General features: G+C 73.4%; 13 protein-coding genes, 2 pseudogenes and 1 riboswitch. Of the genes and pseudogenes, 11 read left to right on the top strand and 4 right to left on the bottom strand.

What is annotated here, in order from left to right:
- Positions 1-235: 235 nt before the first annotated feature.
- Positions 236-1,125: pseudogene (ypfJ, locus tag OHS70_RS28960) on the top strand (KPN_02809 family neutral zinc metallopeptidase).
- A 121-nt stretch (positions 1,126-1,246) separates the two neighbouring features.
- Entirely contained in the window at positions 1,247-1,654 is a 408-nt protein-coding gene (locus OHS70_RS28955) for a VOC family protein (RefSeq protein ID WP_328402142.1), read from the top strand.
- A gap of 17 nt (positions 1,655-1,671) precedes the next feature.
- On the opposite strand, the gene OHS70_RS28950 is transcribed toward OHS70_RS28955, so the two are convergent.
- The 3 genes from OHS70_RS28950 to OHS70_RS28940 all read right to left on the bottom strand — a co-directional run bounded on the left by OHS70_RS28950 (position 1,672) and on the right by OHS70_RS28940 (position 5,569).
- Complete coding sequence (locus OHS70_RS28950; protein ID WP_443062674.1) at positions 1,672-3,135, bottom strand: hypothetical protein; 1,464 nt, start codon at positions 3,133-3,135, stop codon at positions 1,672-1,674.
- 111 nt (positions 3,136-3,246) lie between these two features.
- Complete coding sequence (locus OHS70_RS28945) at positions 3,247-4,374, bottom strand: alpha/beta hydrolase (protein WP_328402138.1); 1,128 nt, start codon at positions 4,372-4,374, stop codon at positions 3,247-3,249.
- A 520-nt stretch (positions 4,375-4,894) separates the two neighbouring features.
- On the bottom strand, positions 4,895-5,569 hold the full coding sequence (locus tag OHS70_RS28940) for a class II aldolase/adducin family protein (RefSeq protein ID WP_328402136.1): 675 nt from the start codon (positions 5,567-5,569) through the stop codon (positions 4,895-4,897).
- A 245-nt stretch (positions 5,570-5,814) separates the two neighbouring features.
- On the opposite strand from OHS70_RS28940, the gene OHS70_RS28935 reads away from it, so the two are divergent.
- The 7 genes from OHS70_RS28935 to OHS70_RS28905 all read left to right on the top strand — a co-directional run bounded on the left by OHS70_RS28935 (position 5,815) and on the right by OHS70_RS28905 (position 14,761).
- Positions 5,815-7,062, top strand: a complete 1,248-nt coding sequence (locus tag OHS70_RS28935; protein ID WP_328402134.1) for an inorganic phosphate transporter — start codon at positions 5,815-5,817, stop codon at positions 7,060-7,062.
- Positions 7,063-7,074: 12 nt separating this feature from the next.
- Complete coding sequence (locus OHS70_RS28930; RefSeq protein WP_328402132.1) at positions 7,075-7,296, top strand: hypothetical protein; 222 nt, start codon at positions 7,075-7,077, stop codon at positions 7,294-7,296.
- 182 nt (positions 7,297-7,478) lie between these two features.
- Positions 7,479-7,623, top strand: a riboswitch (cobalamin riboswitch).
- Between the two features lie 108 nt (positions 7,624-7,731).
- On the top strand, positions 7,732-8,721 hold the full coding sequence (locus OHS70_RS28925; protein ID WP_328402130.1) for a cobalamin biosynthesis protein: 990 nt from the start codon (positions 7,732-7,734) through the stop codon (positions 8,719-8,721).
- Positions 8,718-10,241 (top strand): cobyric acid synthase, encoded by a 1,524-nt coding sequence (locus OHS70_RS28920; protein WP_328402128.1) that lies wholly within the window; start codon positions 8,718-8,720, stop codon positions 10,239-10,241. The genes OHS70_RS28925 and OHS70_RS28920 overlap by 4 nt, the downstream gene beginning before the upstream one ends.
- A gap of 193 nt (positions 10,242-10,434) precedes the next feature.
- Complete coding sequence (locus tag OHS70_RS28915) at positions 10,435-12,816, top strand: putative cobaltochelatase (RefSeq protein WP_328402126.1); 2,382 nt, start codon at positions 10,435-10,437, stop codon at positions 12,814-12,816.
- Entirely contained in the window at positions 12,816-13,424 is a 609-nt protein-coding gene (gene cobO / locus OHS70_RS28910) for a cob(I)yrinic acid a,c-diamide adenosyltransferase (RefSeq protein ID WP_328402124.1), read from the top strand. Before OHS70_RS28915 ends, cobO begins: the two co-directional genes overlap by 1 nt.
- On the top strand, positions 13,418-14,761 hold the full coding sequence (locus OHS70_RS28905) for a cobyrinate a,c-diamide synthase (RefSeq protein WP_328402122.1): 1,344 nt from the start codon (positions 13,418-13,420) through the stop codon (positions 14,759-14,761). The genes cobO and OHS70_RS28905 overlap by 7 nt, the downstream gene beginning before the upstream one ends.
- Positions 14,762-14,784: 23 nt before the next feature.
- Here OHS70_RS28905 and OHS70_RS28900 read toward each other — a convergent pair whose 3' ends face one another.
- Positions 14,785-15,504 (bottom strand): ZIP family metal transporter, encoded by a 720-nt coding sequence (locus tag OHS70_RS28900; protein WP_328402120.1) that lies wholly within the window; start codon positions 15,502-15,504, stop codon positions 14,785-14,787.
- Between the two features lie 120 nt (positions 15,505-15,624).
- Between OHS70_RS28900 and OHS70_RS28895 the strand changes: the two are divergent.
- Together OHS70_RS28895 and cobC are read left to right on the top strand one after the other, a co-directional pair.
- Positions 15,625-15,993, top strand: a pseudogene (locus tag OHS70_RS28895) (cobalamin biosynthesis protein); the annotation flags it as partial.
- Between the two features lie 341 nt (positions 15,994-16,334).
- Positions 16,335-17,420 carry an Rv2231c family pyridoxal phosphate-dependent protein CobC gene (cobC, locus tag OHS70_RS28890; protein WP_328402119.1) on the top strand — a complete coding sequence of 362 codons (1,086 nt, stop codon included), beginning with the start codon at positions 16,335-16,337 and terminating at the stop codon, positions 17,418-17,420.
- Positions 17,421-17,454: the final 34 nt, after the last annotated feature.

Here is a 17,454-nt window from a genome sequence, read left to right as displayed (position 1 = left end):
GGCAAGTGGTTTTCCGTGGCGGCCGTCACGTCCGGCGCCGCGAACACCGCTCCTGGCACCACCCCTGCGGCACCACCCTGGGGCGCCCGATCGCCGCGATGCGGGGTCGCCCGCCCAATGGACCCGACCGTCCAACAAAAGGGGCATACAGCGCAAGGCTGGTCGATACTCGGCGGCAGGGCGGCTCGTTGCCCGCGCCGCGGCGGCAAGAGCGTGGAGCAAGAGGTGGTGGCTCGTGCAGTTCGACGACGACGCCGATCTGGACACGTCCGAGGTACAGGACGTCCGGGGCAGCCGTGTCCCGGGAGGCAGGGCCACGATCGGCGGCGGGATCGCCGGCATCGTCGCGGTGATCCTGGGGCTCTTCTTCGGAGTGGGGCCCGAGCAGCTCGGGCTGTCCTCCGGCGACCCCGAACCGGTGGCGACCTCGTCGTCGCAGTCGGAGGTCGCGAAGGCCTGCCGCAAGGGGGTGGACGCGAACACCCGGGAGGACTGCCGGATCGTCGCGGTGGTCAACAACGTCCAGGACCTCTGGAGGGCGGAGTTCCAGCGGCGCGGGGGGCGTTACTCACCGGCGCAGACGGTGATCTTCACCGGGCAGGTGCGGACCGCCTGCGGGACGGCGACCGCAGAGGTGGGGCCGTTCTACTGCCCTGCCGACCGGAAGGTCCATCTGGACCTGGGCTTCTTCGACGATCTGCGGACCAGGTTCGGGGCGACCGGCGGCTCGTTCGCGCAGGCCTACGTGGTGGCCCACGAGTACGGGCACCACGTGCAGAACCTGCTGGGCACGCTGCAGCGGGCGCAGGACGGACAGCAGGGCGCGGGCAGCAACGCGGTGCGCGTGGAACTGCAGGCGGACTGCTACGCCGGGGTGTGGGCACACCACGCGCGGCCTCGCCGGACGAGAAGACGGGCCGGCGGCTGCTGACCTTGCTCACCGACCAGGACATCCGGGACGGTCTGGACGCGGCGGCGGCGGTGGGCGACGACCGCATCCAGGCGAGGTACCAGGGCCGGGTCACCCCGGAGTCCTGGACGCACGGCTCGGCGGCACAGCGCCAGGAGTGGTTCCACACCGGCTACCGCACGGGCGACATGGCTCGCTGCAACACCTTCCGCTGAGCGCAGGGCGCCGGAGTGCCGCGGTGCGGCCGGGCGTTGTCAGTGGCGGGTGCCAGACTGAGTGCCGGATCTGAGACACAGATCACATGCGCGTCGTCGAGCAAGTTGAGGAGTGATCGGGATGACTCAGTCGCCGAGCATCTGTCCGACGCTGGTGTACGCGGACGCCAAGGCCGCCATCCGGCAGCTCACCGAGGCCTTCGGCTTCACCGAACATGCGGTGTACGAGGACGAGCACGGCGCTGTGGTGCACGCCGAGCTCACCTACGGCAACGGAATGGTGATGCTGGGCAGCAAGGGCACCGGCAGTGAGTTCGACAAGCTGATGAAGGGGGCAGGTCCGACGGGGGTGTTCGTGCATGTCGACGACGTGGACGCGCACCACAGCCGGGCCGTGGAGCAGGGAGCGGAGATCGTGATGCCGCCGACCGACCAGGACTACGGGGCGCGCGACTACATGACCCGCGATCTCGAGGGCAACATCTGGAGCTTCGGGACGTACTCCCCGGGGGCGGCGGAGTCCCCGTAAGATTCCCCGCCCCTGTGTCAGGAGCCTCCGGTGTGCACCTGGAAGGCGGCCCGGCGCACGGCCTTGGCGAGCGCGGGGTCCGGGTGCGCTGCGGCCAGGGCCACCAGGACCTGGACGGTGCGGGGGTGCCCGCCGGTCCGGAGTTCGTCCAGGAGTGCCGGGACCGTGCCCTGGACCGCGGAGTCGAGGTGGCGAAGCAGGAGCTGAGGCTCACCGTGGTCGGCGACGGCCGCCGCGGTGTCCACCCACAGCCAGGTCGCTTCCTCCCGGGTGAGGACGTCGGCGGCGTCCTCGGGGTCGGCGCCTTCGTACTCGGCGAGCCAGAGCAACACATAGGGGCGCAGGGACGGCTCCGTGGCGGCGGACCTCACCTCGGCCTCCGCCGGGGCGCCGACGACGCGCAGCGCTTCGAAGGCGAGTCCGCGCAGCAGGGCGTCCTCGCCACGGGCGACGGCGAGGAGTTCACCGACCGCGCTGGAGACGGTGCGGGCGGCGAGCCAGGCGCGGTATTCGGCGCGCGCCGGGCCGGGGGTGAGCCGGGCACAGCCGAGCAGCATGTCCGAGGCTGACTGCTCGATATTGCCCGCGGGGCTCTGGGCAGCGACGCAGATCTGCTCGAGCTTGACCCAAACCGCCCAGTTGCCGAGGGGGGTGAGGGTGGCGGACCGGCCGGACTCCAGGGTCAGGGCTCCGACGGCGGACAGGCCTTCGAGGGCCCAGTCGAGCAGTACGGCCACGGGGACGTCGTCACCCGGGCCGGTCTCCGGGGCAGCGGGTCCGGTGAGGGCGGGTTCGCCGGGGACGGGTCCCGTGAGGGCTGTTCCCGTGAGGGCGGGTCCGGCTTCGGGCGTCTCGGCGTACGGGACCTCGCAGCGTTCCTCGCGCAGTTCGGCGACGCGCTGCTGCAGCAGATCCAGCAGGGCCGGTACGAGCACGGGGCCGTCCGAGAGCTGAAGGAGGGAGAGCACCTGGGGCACGGCCTCGACGACCTCGGCCACCGCGGTGGGCGCGATGTCCTCGGGAGCGGGGTGGACCAGCGACCAGGCGTCGAAGAGGGCGACCCAGCCGCGCAGCACGGCCATGTCGTCGCGGTCCCAGGCGCGCAGCCGCCAGCCGGGGCGCACCGTGTCGCCGTGCAGCTCGACCAGGCCGGCGAGACGGGCGCGGTCCCAGCCGGCCCGGACCTGGTGGGGTGTCAGTTCCAAAGCGGCCGCGGCGCGTTCCCGCGTGCGGTCGGTGAGCGGGGCGGTGCTGGGGTCGCGCTCGACGGCCGCCCAGCGGGCGATGCGTACGGCGTCGGCGAGGACCGCCCTGGCCTGGCGGGCCAGCTCCGCCGGGGCGGGCGTGCCCTCGGGCGGCCTGGTGGCCGGCCGGGTGCGCCGGGTCGTCACGGCCCGTCGTGCAGTGGCCAGGGACCGCGGGCGGACAAGACGGAGTCTGGAGTTGCGCGCCAATTGCTCATCAGGCTTTCGGGACGTCACGGGGTGCAGTCTTCCCGTTGACGGCCCGAAAGCCCAAACGGAACCGGCGCGGCCGGGCCCGGCAGGCGCCCCACCGGGGACGAAAGGGACAAGAGGGGAGCGTACCGGTGTCTACATCAACGGGGTGAGGAAGCGGCGCAGGGCCTCCTCGTAGCGGGTCGGCCCGGCGTTCCACATGGCGGCGTGCGGGGCGTTCGGGACCGGGTGAAGGCTGACCAGCTCCGGCCGCCGGGCGGCCAGTTCCTGGGAGGGCTCCCATGGGGCAATGATGTCGTCCGGCCCGTGGAAGATCAGCGTCGGCACCCTCAGGGCGTCCGGGTCGGCGGCCTGGAGCAGCCGGTCGCCGTGCAGACCGGTCCTGCCCTGTGCCGCTCTGACCGCGAGCGGCAGCAGCACGGCGGGGGTGCGGCGGGCAGCGGCCAGGGTGCGCAGGGTGGTCTGCCAGTCGAGCACCGGGGAATCCAGGACGAGTCCGCTGATCCGGTCGCGCAGCGCCGAATTGGCCGCGGCGTACAGGGCCATCGAGGCGCCGGTGGACCAGCCGTGGACGACGACACGCTCGGCGCCGTGGCGAACGGCGTGGCGGACGGCCGCGTCCAGGTCGCGCCACTCGGAGTCGCCGAGATGACCGAGCCCGTCCGGCGGCCGGGGAGCGCCGGCATCGCCGCGATATGCCAGGTCGAGGACCGGGAACTGGTAGGAGTGCAGGAACTCGAGGACGTTCAGAGGGTGTTCGCGGGTGGTGCCCAGACCGTGCACGGTGATGACCCAGGTGGTACGGGCACCGGGGACGAACCAGGCGGGCAGCGCACCCAGTTCGCCGGGGACGAGGACCTCGGCGTGGTCGATGCCGAGCGCGTCGGCCGGGGCACCGCTGTGCAGCTGAGGAGTGAGGCGGACCTTGTCGCCCCGCTCGAGGCCGTCACCGGTGACGCGTACCAGGTGGCGTACGACGGTGTCCGGGGCATGGGGGACGTGGTCGAGCACCTGCCCCACGACGGCATGGACGCCGGAGCCTGCGAGTCCGTAGGTGCCGGGGCGAAGCGAGGCCAGGCTGCGGGTCAGGGTGATGCGGTCGCCTTCGGTCTCGTGCACGGTGAGCCGGGGGTCACCGGGCAGGGGTTTCCCGACCGGAGCCTTGAGCGCGGCGTTGCTCGCGTAGCGGCCGGCCGCTATCGCTGCCGCGCCGACGCCGAGCAGAGTGGTGACGGCCGCTGCCGTCGCTGTTGCCGCGCGCACCCGTCCAGTGTCGGCAGCCACGGGCCACGCTGCCAGTGGAGGGGCGTGCGGGACGGCGTACGGGTGGGCCGCGGTCACCGGGCCGGCGCCGGACGGCGTACCGCTTGACGGGCCTCTGCACGGTGCCGCCGCCCCTGGCCGACGGACCCGGCGCACCCCCACCCCCTCGGGCAAGCGCCACCGGCCGCAAGGCCGCCTGCCGGCAAGTGGCCCGACCCGGCCAGGCGCACCCGGCCGCGAGGCGGTCACCGACAGAAGCCCCGCCCCTCTCCGGCGAGCGGGCGCAGGCCGCAAGGCCGCCTCCCGGCGACAGACCGCCCCGACCCGGCCAGGAGCAGCGGCCGCCGACAGCGCCCCGGCCCCTCCGGCGAACGCCCTCCCGACTCCGGCCCTTCCGGCAACAGGCCCGACCCGGCCCGGCCCGGCACACCCCGCCCCCGCGTCATGGTCGCCGGGCACCGGACCGGCCGGCACCGGTCCCCACCTCGGTCCAGGGCCCCCGACGCGAGGCCGGTCGCCGTCAGTGGCGGGGCTGGCCGTAGCCCTTCAGCTGGTCGGACACCTCATTCAGCTGCCCTTCGGACAGCAGCGTGGGCGAGAGTCCCGGCACGGACGACGCGGTCAGCCAGAGGCGGCACATCCACTCCAGCTGGGCCGTGCGGTCGTATGCCTGGTCGAGGGAGTCGCCGTAGGTGACGGTTCCGTGGTTCTGCAGCAGGCACGCGCTGCGGTCGCGCAGGGCCTCGCGCATGTTCCGGGCGAGCTCCTCGGTGCCGTACAGGGCGTAGCGGGCGACGCGTACGGGGCCGCCGAGTGCGGCGGTCATGTAGTGGATGGTCGGGAGCTCGGGGACGAGGGTGGAGACCGCGGTGGCATGCACGGCGTGGGTGTGCACCACGGCGCCTGCGCCGGTATGGCGGTACACCTCAAGATGCAGCGGCAGCTCGCTGGTGGGCGCCAGGTCGCCGAAGAGCCGGCCGCCGTCGAGATCGACACCGACGGCGTCCGCGGGGGTGAGCCTGTCGTAGGGGACCCCGCTCGGGGTGACAAGGACGGTCTCCCCGACCCGTACCGAGACATTGCCCGAGGTGCCGACCACCAGACCCTCGGCCGCCGTCCTGCGGGCGGTTGTCACGAGGTCCCGCCATGCCCGGTCGATCGCGTCCTGCGCGTCCTGCCGCCCCTGTTCCGTCATGTGACGATCCTCTCAGTCACCGGCAGCCGGCGGAGGCGTGCACCGGGGCACCACGATCGCCCGCACGGGGCCCGTTTCGAACGGATTCCACGGGCTTTCGGCGACCGCAGCCGAGCCCCACCTTCATAAGCGGAACCACTTCTACTCACTTGCGGACACTGCACCGCCGGGCCCAGTTCACCTTCCGTTCATCCAGGTTGCCTACGGTCGGCCAGCCAATGACGTCAAACGATTGCCTGGGTTAAATGGAACACATCACACTGCTGCTCGCGATCGTGATCGTGACAGCTCTCGTGTTCGATTTCACGAACGGTTTCCACGACACCGCCAACGCGATGGCGACGACCATCTCGACCGGCGCACTGAAGCCCAAGACGGCGGTCGCCATGTCCGCCGTGCTCAACCTCGTCGGTGCTTTCATGTCGGTGGAGGTCGCCAAGACGATCTCCAGCGGTCTCGTCGACGACTCAGGCATCACGCCGGAAGTCATCTTCGCGGCGCTCGTCGGCGCCATTCTCTGGAATCTGATGACCTGGCTGGTCGGTCTGCCCTCCAGCTCGTCCCACGCACTCATGGGCGGTCTGATCGGCGCCACGGTCGCATCGGTCGGCTTCGGTGGCGTCAACGGAAGCGTCGTCGTCACCAAGGTGCTGATACCGGCCATCGCCGCCCCGCTCGTCGCGGGCATCGGCGCGATGGTGGCCACCCGGCTGACGTACAAGCTCGGCAAGAACGCCGACGCCGGCGCCACCGCCAAGGGCTACCGCGCCGGCCAGATCACCTCGGCCGGTCTCGTCTCCCTCGCGCACGGCACGAACGACGCCCAGAAGACGATGGGCATCATCACGCTGGCCCTCGTCGCCGGCAATGTGATCGCCCCGGGTTCCAACCCCCCGCTGTGGGTCATCGTCTCCGCCGGTCTCGCGATCGCGCTCGGCACGTACCTCGGCGGCTGGCGCATCATCCGCACCATGGGCAAGGGCCTCACCGACCTCCAGCCGCAGCAGGGCTTCGCCGCCCAGACCAGCGCGGCCAGCGTCATCCTCGCCTCCTCCAACCTCGGTTTCTCCCTGTCGACCACGCACTCGTGCTCCGGCGCGGTGATGGGCGCGGGCCTCGGCCGCAAGGGCGGGGTCGTCCGCTGGTCCACCGCGACCCGGATGTTCGTCGCCTGGGGTCTGACCCTTCCGGCCGCAGGCCTCGTCGCGGCGGGCTCGGAATTCGTCACCCAGCAGGGTGACTGGGGTGTCGCGACCGTCGCCGCCTTCCTGATCGCCTCCTGTGTCGCGATCTGGTTCATCTCCCGCCGCCAGGTCATCGACCACAACAACGTCAACGACATCGAGGCCGACGAGCCCGCGGGCGTCGTCACCACCGCCATCGCGGCCGTCATCCCGCCCCCCGCGGGGACCCCCGCGCAGGACATCAAGACCACCATCCCCGCCCCGGCCGCTCCCCCGGCCGAGCCGGCCGGCAGCCCGGCCTCGGTGTAAGGAATCAGCAGTATGAAAATCGACTGGGCAGCTCTCGGCTCCGTCTTCGGCGTGAGTCTCCTCGCCACCGTCGCTCTGGTGGGCCTGTTCACCCTGGGCGTCGTGGGCCTGAGCAAGCAGGAGGCCGCGGCCTCCGGCGGCGGGTCCGCGGCACTGGCCCGCACCGGCGCCTACGCCTGCTTCGCACTCTGCGCCGCGGCCGTGGCGTACGGGATCTATCTGATCGTCAGCTGACGGCAGCGCACGTGCAGTGAAGGCCGGTCACGGTCCACCCCCGGGTGGACCGTGACCGGCCTTTCCGTCGTCGGCGCATGCCCCGGCACCCGCCTCGGCGCGAGGTTCGGTGCAGGGCGGGGTGCAGTGCCCGGTGTGGGGCTCGGCACACTGTCCCGCCGCAGGTCAAGGGTGAGTTGACGGGCGTTCGCGCGCGTGGTGGACTGCCGGGGCCATCTACGGCGGCAGCAGAGGAAGTCCGGTGCGAATCCGGCGCGGTCCCGCCACTGTCACCCGGGGAGCAGTCCCCGGGGAGCCAGGAACTCTCACCGCCGGTCACGTCGAACCAGGGCGCGGACCCTGAGTGAGGACTCATCGCCATGTCTGGCTGCGGTTCAGCCGTGTCCGCCCGGTCCGTCCGCGGGCAGATCCACCGCGCAAGGGGTCGCTGAACCCATGCGTGCCGACCGTGTATTCGTGTACGGCGCCACCGCGGGCCTCGTCGTCGATCTGCTGCTCGGCGATCCCCGCCGGGGACACCCCGTCGCCGCCTTCGGGCGCGCCGCGGGCGCCGTCGAACATGTCCTGTGGCGTGACCACCGGGGCCGCGGCGCGCTGCACACCGCGGTGTGCGCCGGAGGTGCCGTCGCCCTGGGCGCGCTGGCAGCCCGGGCCGCGCGCCGTTCCCGTACCGCGTCCGTCGCCCTGACCGCCGCCGCCACCTGGGCCGTCGTCGGCGGCACCACGCTCGGCCGCGAGGCGCGGGCCATCGGGGGCGCGCTCGCCGCCGGGGACGTAGAGGTCGCGCGCGAGCGGCTGCCGCATCTGTGCGGACGCGATCCCCACTCCCTGGACGAGCAGCAGATCGCCCGTGCCGTGGTCGAATCCGTGGCCGAGAACACCTCCGACGCGGTCGTCGGCGCCCTGGTGTGGGGCGCGCTCGCGGGAGTGCCGGGCCTGGTGGGCTTCCGGGCGGTGAACACCCTGGACGCGATGGTGGGGCACAAGTCGCCGCGGTACCTCAGGTTCGGGTGGGCGTCGGCGCGCCTGGACGATCTGGTCGGCTGGCCGGGGGCACGGCTCACCGCCGGGCTCGCGGTCGTCGCCGGCGGCGATCCGCGCGGAGCCGTGCGGGCATGGCGGGCCGACGCCGCGAAGCATCCGAGCCCCAACGCGGGCCCGGTCGAGGCGGCGTTCGCCGGGGCGCTCGGCGTACGGCTGGGCGGGACCCTGTCGTACGGCGGCCGGACCGAGCACCGCCCGGTGCTGGGCGGCTCCGGGCGGCCGGTGGAGTTCGCGGACATCGAGCGGGCTGTGCGGCTGTCGCGGCGGGTCGGTGTGCTGGCTCTCGCAGTCGGCGCGGGCGTCCGCCTGGCGTACGGAGCGGCGCCGGCCGCCCGCGCCGAGAGGGCGGGGCGCCGCGGTGCCGGGAAGGGGCGGGGATGAGCGGGAGCGCACGCAGAGGCGGGGGCCTGCTGGTCGCGGGCACCACGTCGGACGCGGGCAAGAGTGTCGTCACCGCCGGTATCTGCCGGTGGCTGGTACGGCAGGGCGTGAAGGTCGCGCCCTTCAAGGGCCAGAACATGTCGCTCAATTCGTTCGTGACCCGCGAGGGGGCGGAGATCGGGCGGGCCCAGGCCATGCAGGCCCAGGCCGCGCGTGTGGAGCCCAGCGCGCTGATGAACCCCGTGCTCCTGAAGCCGGGCAGCGACCGCTCCAGCCAGGTGGTGCTGATGGGCAAGCCGGTCGGCGAGCTGAGCGCCCGCGGCTACCACGGAGGCAGACAGCGCGAGCTGTTCGAGCCCGTCATGGCGTGCCTGGAGGAGCTGCGGGGCACGTATGACGCCGTGATCTGCGAGGGGGCGGGCAGCCCGGCCGAGATCAATCTGCGGCGCACGGACATCGTGAACATGGGCATCGCGCGGGCGGCCCGGCTGCCGGTGCTGGTGGTCGGGGACATCGACCGGGGCGGGGTGTTCGCGCAGTTCTTCGGTACGACGGCGCTGCTGGCGCCGGAGGACCAGGAGCTGATCGCGGGCTATCTCGTGAACAAGTTCCGCGGCGATGTGACCCTTCTGGAGCCCGGCCTGGACATGCTGCTCGGGCTGACCGGACGGCGGACGTTCGGTGTGCTGCCGTACGCGCACGGGCTCGGCATCGACGAGGAGGACGGGCTGCGGGTGTCCCTGCGGGGCGCCGTGCGCGAGTCGGTGGTCGCGCCGCCGTTCGGCGAGGACGTGCTGCGGGTCGCCGTGTGCGCGGTGCCGTTGATGTCCAACTTCACGGACGTGGACGCGCTGGCGGCCGAACCGGGCGTGGTGGTGCGGTTCGTGGACCGTGCCGAGGAGCTCGTCGACGCCGACCTCGTGGTCGTGCCCGGCACGCGCGGGACGGTGAGGGCGCTCGGCTGGCTGCGTGAGCGGGGACTCGCCGACGCGATCGGGCGGCGCGCGGCGGCGGGCCTGCCGGTGCTCGGCATCTGCGGCGGCTTCCAGGCGCTGGGTGAACGCATCGAGGACGACGTCGAGTCGAAGGCCGGGGAGGTCGAGGGGCTCGGACTGCTGCCGGTACGGGTACGGTTCGCGCCCGGGAAGACCCTGGCCAGACCGGTGGGCGAGGCTCTCGGCGAACGGGTCGAGGGGTACGAGATCCACCACGGCGTCGCCGAAGTCCTCGGCGGCGAACCCTTCTTGGACGGGTGCCGGGTGGGATCCGTGTGGGGCACCCACTGGCACGGTTCGCTGGAGAGCGACGCCTTCCGGCGGGCGTTCCTGCGGGACGTGGCCGCGGCGGCGGGGCGCCGGTTCGTGCCCGCGCCCGACACGAGCTTCGGCTCGCTGCGCGAGGAACAGCTGGACCGGCTCGGCGACCTGATCGAGGAGCATGCCGACACGGACGCGCTGCTGCGGCTGATCGACCAGGGGCCCCCGGCCGGGCTGCCGTTCATTGCGCCGGGTGCGCCGTGAGGCGGGGGCGGGCCATGCGTCCCGGGGACACCGCCCCCGTTCGCGGTGTCCCGGCACACGCGGGGAACGCGGAGCCCGTACGGCCGTGCTCTTCACCGTCCCGGGCACATCCGCGCCAGTGCCTCGTCGTCTCCTGGCGCAGCACCCCTGACACGCCCGATCACAGCACGTCCCTCGAAGGGGGTACTCGTTAATGGCATCGGTCCCTTACCCGTTCACCGCAGTCGTCGGCATGGACGACATGCGGCTGAGTCTGCTGCTCAATGCCGTCTCACCGGCCATCGGCGGTGTACTCGTCCGCGGCGAGAAGGGCACCGCGAAGTCGACGATCGTGCGCGGGCTCACAGCGTTGCTGCCTCCCATGGACGTCGTCAGCGGCTGCCGCTTCTCCTGCGACCCGGCTGCGCCCGACCTCACCTGCCCTGACGGGCCACACGAGGTCGGACCGGGGGCGAGAAGGCCGACAGCGATGGTCGAGCTGCCGGTCGGCGCGTCGGAGGACCGGCTCGTCGGTGCGCTGGACATCGAGCGGGCGCTGGCGGACGGCGTGAAGGCCTTCGAGCCGGGCCTGCTGGCCGGCGCGCACCGCGGGATCCTGTACGTCGACGAAGTCAATCTGCTCCATGACCATCTGGTCGACCTTCTGCTGGACGCCGCTGCGATGGGCGCCTCGTACGTGGAGCGTGAAGGCGTCTCCGTACGGCACGCCTCGCGCTTCCTCCTCGTCGGGACCATGAACCCCGAAGAGGGCGAGCTGCGGCCGCAGTTGCTGGACCGGTTCGGACTGACGGTGGAGGTCGCCGCGTCGCGGGACCCGGACCAGCGGGTGGAGGTCGTGCGGCGCAGGCTCGCGTACGACGACGACTCCGCCGCCTTCGCGGCGCGCTGGGCGGACGAGGAGACGGCGCTGCGCGACCGCATCGTGGCCGCACGGGAGCTGCTGCCCACCGTGCGGCTCGGTGATGTGGTGCTGCGTCAGATCGCTGCGACCTGTGCGGCGTTCGAGGTGGACGGCATGCGCGCGGACATCGTGATGGCCCGGACGGCGACGGCGCTGGCGGCGTGGGCGGGGCGTACGGACGTCGCGGAGGAGGACGTTCGCCAGGCGGCGCTGCTGGCGCTGCCGCACCGCAGGCGGCGGGCTCCGTTCGACGCACCGGGCCTCGACGAGGACAAGCTCGACGAGACGCTGGAGCAGTTCGGCGAGGACGAGGCCGACCCGGATCCGGAGCCCGATCCGGACCCCGGTCCGGACGGAGACGGCCCGGACGGCGGCCCGGACGGCGGCGGCGGGCTGCCCCCGCAGAGCAGCGGCCCGGACGCACCGGCGGCCACCGAGCCGCCGCCCGCGGACCCTGCGGACGCGGACGCTCCCGCCCCGCTCCCCGGTGCCGGGAGCGGTGAGCAGCAGCCCGTGCGCGCCGCGGAGCCTTTCCGCACGAAGGTGCTGAGTGTGCCGGGTCTCGGGGAGGGCGCGGCCGGGCGCCGTTCACGGGCGCGTACCGAGCACGGCCGCACGACCGGCTCCCGTCGGCCCCAAGGCGCGCTCACCAAGCTGCATCTGGCGGCGACGGTGCAGGCCGCCGCGCCCCATCAGCGGGCGCGCGGGCGCAGCGGTCCCGGCCTGCTGGTCCGCCGTGACGACCTGCGCCAGGCGACCCGCGAGGGGCGCGAGGGGAACCTGGTGCTGTTCGTGGTGGACGCGTCGGGGTCGATGGCGGCGCGGCAGCGGATGAGCGCGGTGAAGGGCGCGGTGCTGTCGCTGCTGCTGGACGCCTACCAGCGGCGCGACAAGGTCGGTCTGGTCACCTTCCGCGGAAAGGACGCGGAACTGGCGCTGCCGCCGACGTCGTCGGTGGACGCGGCCGCGGCGCGCCTGGAGCTTCTCCCGACGGGCGGCCGCACCCCGCTCGCGGCGGGCCTGCTGAAGGCACACGACGTCCTGCGCATCGAACGCCTGCGGGACCCGTCCCGTCGCCCGCTGCTGGTGGTGGTGACGGACGGCCGTGCCACGGCGTCGGCGGGCGCGGGTGCCGGCGGGCGTACGCGCGTCGCCGCAGGCGCGGCGGCGGCCGGCGTCGGCCTCGGTGCACCGGGGCTGCGGACCGGCGCCACGGGCACGGACGCGCTCGCCGTCGGCGGCGGCAACGGGCTCGCGGCATTCGCCGGCCTGTCGGCCGGACCTGCGGGCGCGATGCCCGGCGGACCGGGAGGCGTGGACCCGCTCGCGGCAGCGGCAGGCCCCGGCGGCCTGCTGCCCGCGCACGGGGAGCGAGGAGCGGCGGCCGGCGTGACCGGGCGTGACCGGGTCACCCGGCGGGCCGCCGCCGGCGCCGGGCAGCACGGCGACGCGTTCGCTCTCGCGCTGCGCGCCGCGCGCCTGCATGCCGCCGACGGGACCGCCGCCGTCGTCGTGGACTGCGAGGCCGGGCACGTAAGGCTCGGACTGGCCGGCACGCTCGCCGGGGAACTCGGCGGAACCGCCGTCACGCTCGACGAGCTGCGCGCCGATTCGATCGCCGGGCTCGTGAAGGACGTTCGCAGCGTTCAAGCAACCAGCAGGAGGGCCGCTTAATGCCACAGGGACAGCCGTCCGTCGTACCGGACGACGGGCTCACCACCCGCCAGCGCCGCAACCGCCCGCTCGTGTTCGTCCACACCGGCATCGGCAAGGGCAAGTCGACCGCCGCGTTCGGGCTGGCGCTGCGCGCCTGGAACCAGGGGTGGCCGGTCGGGGTGTTCCAGTTCGTGAAGTCCGCGAAGTGGAAGGTGGGCGAGGAGAACGCGCTGAAGGTCCTCGGCGCGAGCGGCGAGGGCGGCACCGTCGCCTGGCACAAGATGGGCGAGGGCTGGTCATGGATCCAGCGCGCCCCCGCCGAGGGCGAGCAGTCCAACGAGGACAAGGCCCGTGAGGGCTGGGACCAGGTCAAACGCGACCTCGCCGCCGAGACGCACAAGCTGTACGTGCTCGACGAGTTCGCCTACCCCCTGCACTGGGGCTGGATCGACACCGACGAGGTGATCGAGGTGCTGCGGAACCGTCCCGGCACCCAGCACGTGGTCATCACCGGCCGCAACGCCCCCGAGAAGCTGATCGACTTCGCCGACCTCGTCACGGACATGTCCAAGGTCAAGCACCCGATGGACGCCGGTCAGAAGGGCCAGCGGGGCATCGAGTGGTAGCACGTCTCGTCATCGCCGCCCCCGCGTCGGGCAGCGGAAAGACCACGGTCGCGACGGGCCTGATGGCGGCCTTCGTGCAGGCGGGTCTCGCCGTGTCCCCGCACAAGGTCGGTCCCGACTACATCGACCCCGGCTATCACACGCTCGCGGCGGGCCGGCCGGGCCGCAATCTCGACGCGTACCTGTGCGGCACGGAGCTCGTCACCCCGCTGTTCGCCCATGGCGCGGCGGGCTGCGACCTGGCCGTGGTCGAGGGCGTGATGGGTCTGTACGACGGCGCCTCGGGGCAGGGGGAGCTGGCGTCCACCGCGCAGATCGCCAAGCTGCTGCGCGCACCCGTGGTGCTGGTCGTGGACGCGTCGTCGCAGTCCCGTTCGGTGGCGGCGCTGGTGCACGGTTTCGCGTCGTGGGATCCGCAGGTGCGCCTCGGCGGGGTGATCCTCAACAAGGTGGGCTCGGACCGGCACGAGGCGCTGCTGCGGGAGGCGCTGGAGGAGTCGGGCGTGCCGGTGCTGGGGGCGTTGCGGCGTGCGGACCGGGTCGGCACCCCCTCCCGCCATCTGGGTCTGGTGCCGGTCGCCGAGCGCCGCGCCGAGGCGCTCGATGCGGTGGCCGCCATGGCGCAGCAGGTGCGGGCGGGCTGCGACATGGAAGGGCTGCTGGCGCTGGCGCGTTCCGCTCCCCCGCTGCCGGACGCACCATGGGCGCCGGTGCCCGAGCGGGCGGCCGGCGGCCGGCGGCCGGTCGTCGCCGTCGCGGGCGGGGCAGCGTTCACGTTCTCGTACGCCGAACATGTGGAGCTGCTCGCGGCCGCGGGCGCCGAAGTGGTGACGTTCGACCCGCTGCGGGACGAGCAGCTCCCGCAGGGGACGGCCGGTCTGGTCATAGGCGGCGGTTTCCCCGAGGTGTACGCGCCCGAGCTGTCCGCCAACGAGCCGCTGCGCAAGGCGGTCGCCGAGCTGGCGCACTCCGGTGCGCCGGTCGCCGCGGAGTGCGCGGGACTGCTCTATCTGGCCCGCTCGTTGGACGGCAGGCCCATGTGCGGTGTGCTGGACGCCGATGCGCGGATGTCGGGGCGGCTGACACTCGGCTACCGGGAGGCCGTCGCGGTCGCCGACAGCCCGCTGGCCGCGGCGGGCACCCGCCTGCGGGGCCATGAGTTCCACCGCACGGTGCTGGAGCCGGGCGCCGGGCCGGTGCCCGCGTGGGGCATGGTGCGCCCGGAGCGCCGCGTCGAGGGCTTTGTGCAGCGGGGCGTGCACGCCAGCTATCTGCACACGCACTGGGCCTCGCAGCCCCGGATCGCCGGCCGGTTCGTCGAGGCCTGCGCGGGGTGAGCGCCGACGTCGCGGCCGGCCCTTCACTCGGCGAGGCCGACCACCAGCCAGACGAAGCCCACGCCGCCCGCCGTGCACAGCAGCGTGGAGCGGGCGGGGTGTTCGTGGTGTGCCTCGGGCAGGATCTCGGCGGCGGCGAGGTAGAGCAGCGCGCCGCCGAAGAATCCGAGGTAGCTGCCGAGAAGTTCCTCCGGAAGTGTGAACAGCACGGTGGACGCCGCTCCCACGACGGGGGCGAGCGCGTCGGCGATCAGCATCACGACCGCCTTGCGCCGGGTGTTCCCGTACAGGCTGGTGATCGTGTACGTGTTGAAGCCGTCGGCGAAGTCGTGGGTGATGACGGCGAGCGCCACGGTCGCGCCCATCCCACCGCCGACCTGGAACGCGGCGCCGAGCGCGATGCCGTCCATCAGGCTGTGCGCGACCATCGCCGCGGCCGCCGTCAGCCCGACCTGGGGCACCCGGTGCTCCAGGCCGTGTGCCGCCTGCCGTACGGCCAGAAGCCGTTCCACCAGGTGGGCCGCGAGAAAGCCGCCGACGAACAGCAGCAGGGCCTGCGGCACGCCGAACACCGGCCGCCCCGCCGCCTGAATCGCCTCGGGCAGCAGGTCGAGGCCGACCACGCCGAGCATCAGTCCGCCGGCGAGGCCGAGGACCAGGTGCCGGCGGTCGGTGACCCGGCCGGCCGTCCAGCCGCCGAACAGCGTCATCACAAACGCGCCGAGCGCGACGAACACCGCCATGCGCCCTTGCTAGCCGATTGACCCGGCCTGCCGCACATCAGCCCATCGCCGGTACAAGCCTTTCCCTGTCGCCGTGTTGACCCGAGAGGAGCCCCGCCCATGTCCGATGCCGCCCGCCATGTCGTCGGGGTCGGCGCGTCGCGGGGCGTGCCGGTCGGCGAAGTGCTGGAACTGGTCATCGCGACGCTGGCCGAGGCGGGTCTTTCGGCCATGGACGTCGTCGAGTTGGCGAGCGTCGACGCGAAGGGCGGGGAGCCGGGGATCGTGGGCACGGCGGAGCGGCTGGGTGTGCCGCTGGTGACGTACAGCGCCGCGCGGCTGGCCGGGGTCGCGGTGCCCAACCCCTCGGGCGCGGCTCTGGGCGCGGTCGGATCGGCGTCGGTCGCGGAGGCCGCGGCGCTCGCGGGCGGCGGCGAACTGGTGGTGCCCAAGCGGAAGTCGAGCCCGGTGGGCAGGCCGGCGGGGGCGACCTGCGCGGTGGCGCGCCGTGGGGTTCCGCAGCCGCCGCGCCGGGAGCCGAACACCGTCTCGGACCAACCGCTTTCACCGGCCCCGCACCGCCCCGCCGACTCGTCCTGTCCCACGGGTCAGTACGGCGGGAAGGGGACGCGCGGCCCGCGCGCGGGGACGGCGTCCGCTCCCCCGGACCCGTACCGCCCCCTGCGACTGTTCGATTCCGGTCGGGGCCGGTTATGGACGGGACTGGATCAAGCCGCACCGGACATGATGACCGTCGTGAGGGCCGCCTGAGCCGCCGGGCCGCCCTCCGAGGGCACGGTTGCGCCCGTGAGTGCTCCGTGCTCACCCGCCCCCACACCCAGGAGACCGCCATGACAAGCCCGCCCAGCCCCACCAGACCCGCCTGCACGGATGGACACGATCTGCGCCACCACGGCGACGCCGAGGTACGGGACGGGGCACTGGGCCTGGTCGATCTCGCCGTCAATGTCCGCACCAACACCCCGCCCGCCTGGCTGCGTGAACGCATCGCGGGTTCGCTGGGTTCGCTCGCTGCCTATCCCGACGGGCGCCCGGCCCGGGCGGCGGTCGCCGAGCGGCACGGTCTGCCCGCGGAGCGGGTGCTGCTGACGGCCGGTGCGGCGGAGGCGTTCGTGCTGCTCGCGCGGGGGCTGGAGGTCCGCAACCCGCTGGTGGTGCATCCGCAGTTCACCGAACCGGAGGCGGCACTGCTGGACGCAGGACACACGGTGGAACGGCTGCTGCTGCGCGAGGAGGACGGGTTCCGGCTGGATCCGAAGGCCGTGCCCGAGGAGGCGGACCTGGTGGTGGTCGGCAATCCGACCAATCCCACGTCCGTGCTGCATCCTGCGGACGACATCGCCCGGCTGGCCCGCCCCGGGCGGGTGCTGGTGGTGGACGAGGCGTTCATGGACGCGGTGCCGGGCGAGAGCGAGACGCTGGCGGGCCGGACGGATGTGCCGGGCCTTGTGGTGCTGCGCAGCCTCACCAAGACCTGGGGACTGGCCGGTCTGCGCATCGGCTATGTGCTCGCGGAGCCCTCGACGGTCACGGCGCTGGAGCGGGCGCAGCCGCTGTGGCCGGTCTCCACGCCCGCGCTGGCCGCGGCCGAGGCGTGCATGGGGCACGATGCGCTGGCGGAGGCCGAACTGGCCGCGCACTGCATCGCGACGGAGCGCGCCCATCTGCTGGCGGGTCTGGCCGAGTTCGACGAGGTACGGGTGGTGGAGGCGGCCCGGGGGCCGTTCGTGCTCGTACGGGTGCGGCGCGGCGCAGAGGTGCGCGAGCGGCTGCGCGGGCTCGGGTTCGCGGCGCGGCGGGGAGACACCTTCCCCGGCCTGGACGGGGACTGGCTGCGGCTGGCGGTACGCGACCGGGCGACGACGAACCGCTTTCTGCAGGCCCTGGACCAGGCGCTGTCGATGGTCGGCCACTGACGCGACGGATTTCCGGTGACGCGCCGCGGGCGCG

Origin of the sequence: Streptomyces sp. NBC_00390, from assembly GCF_036057275.1 — a bacterium.
Classification (GTDB): domain Bacteria; phylum Actinomycetota; class Actinomycetes; order Streptomycetales; family Streptomycetaceae; genus Streptomyces.
This window is presented reverse-complemented; position numbering and strand designations above follow the sequence as displayed.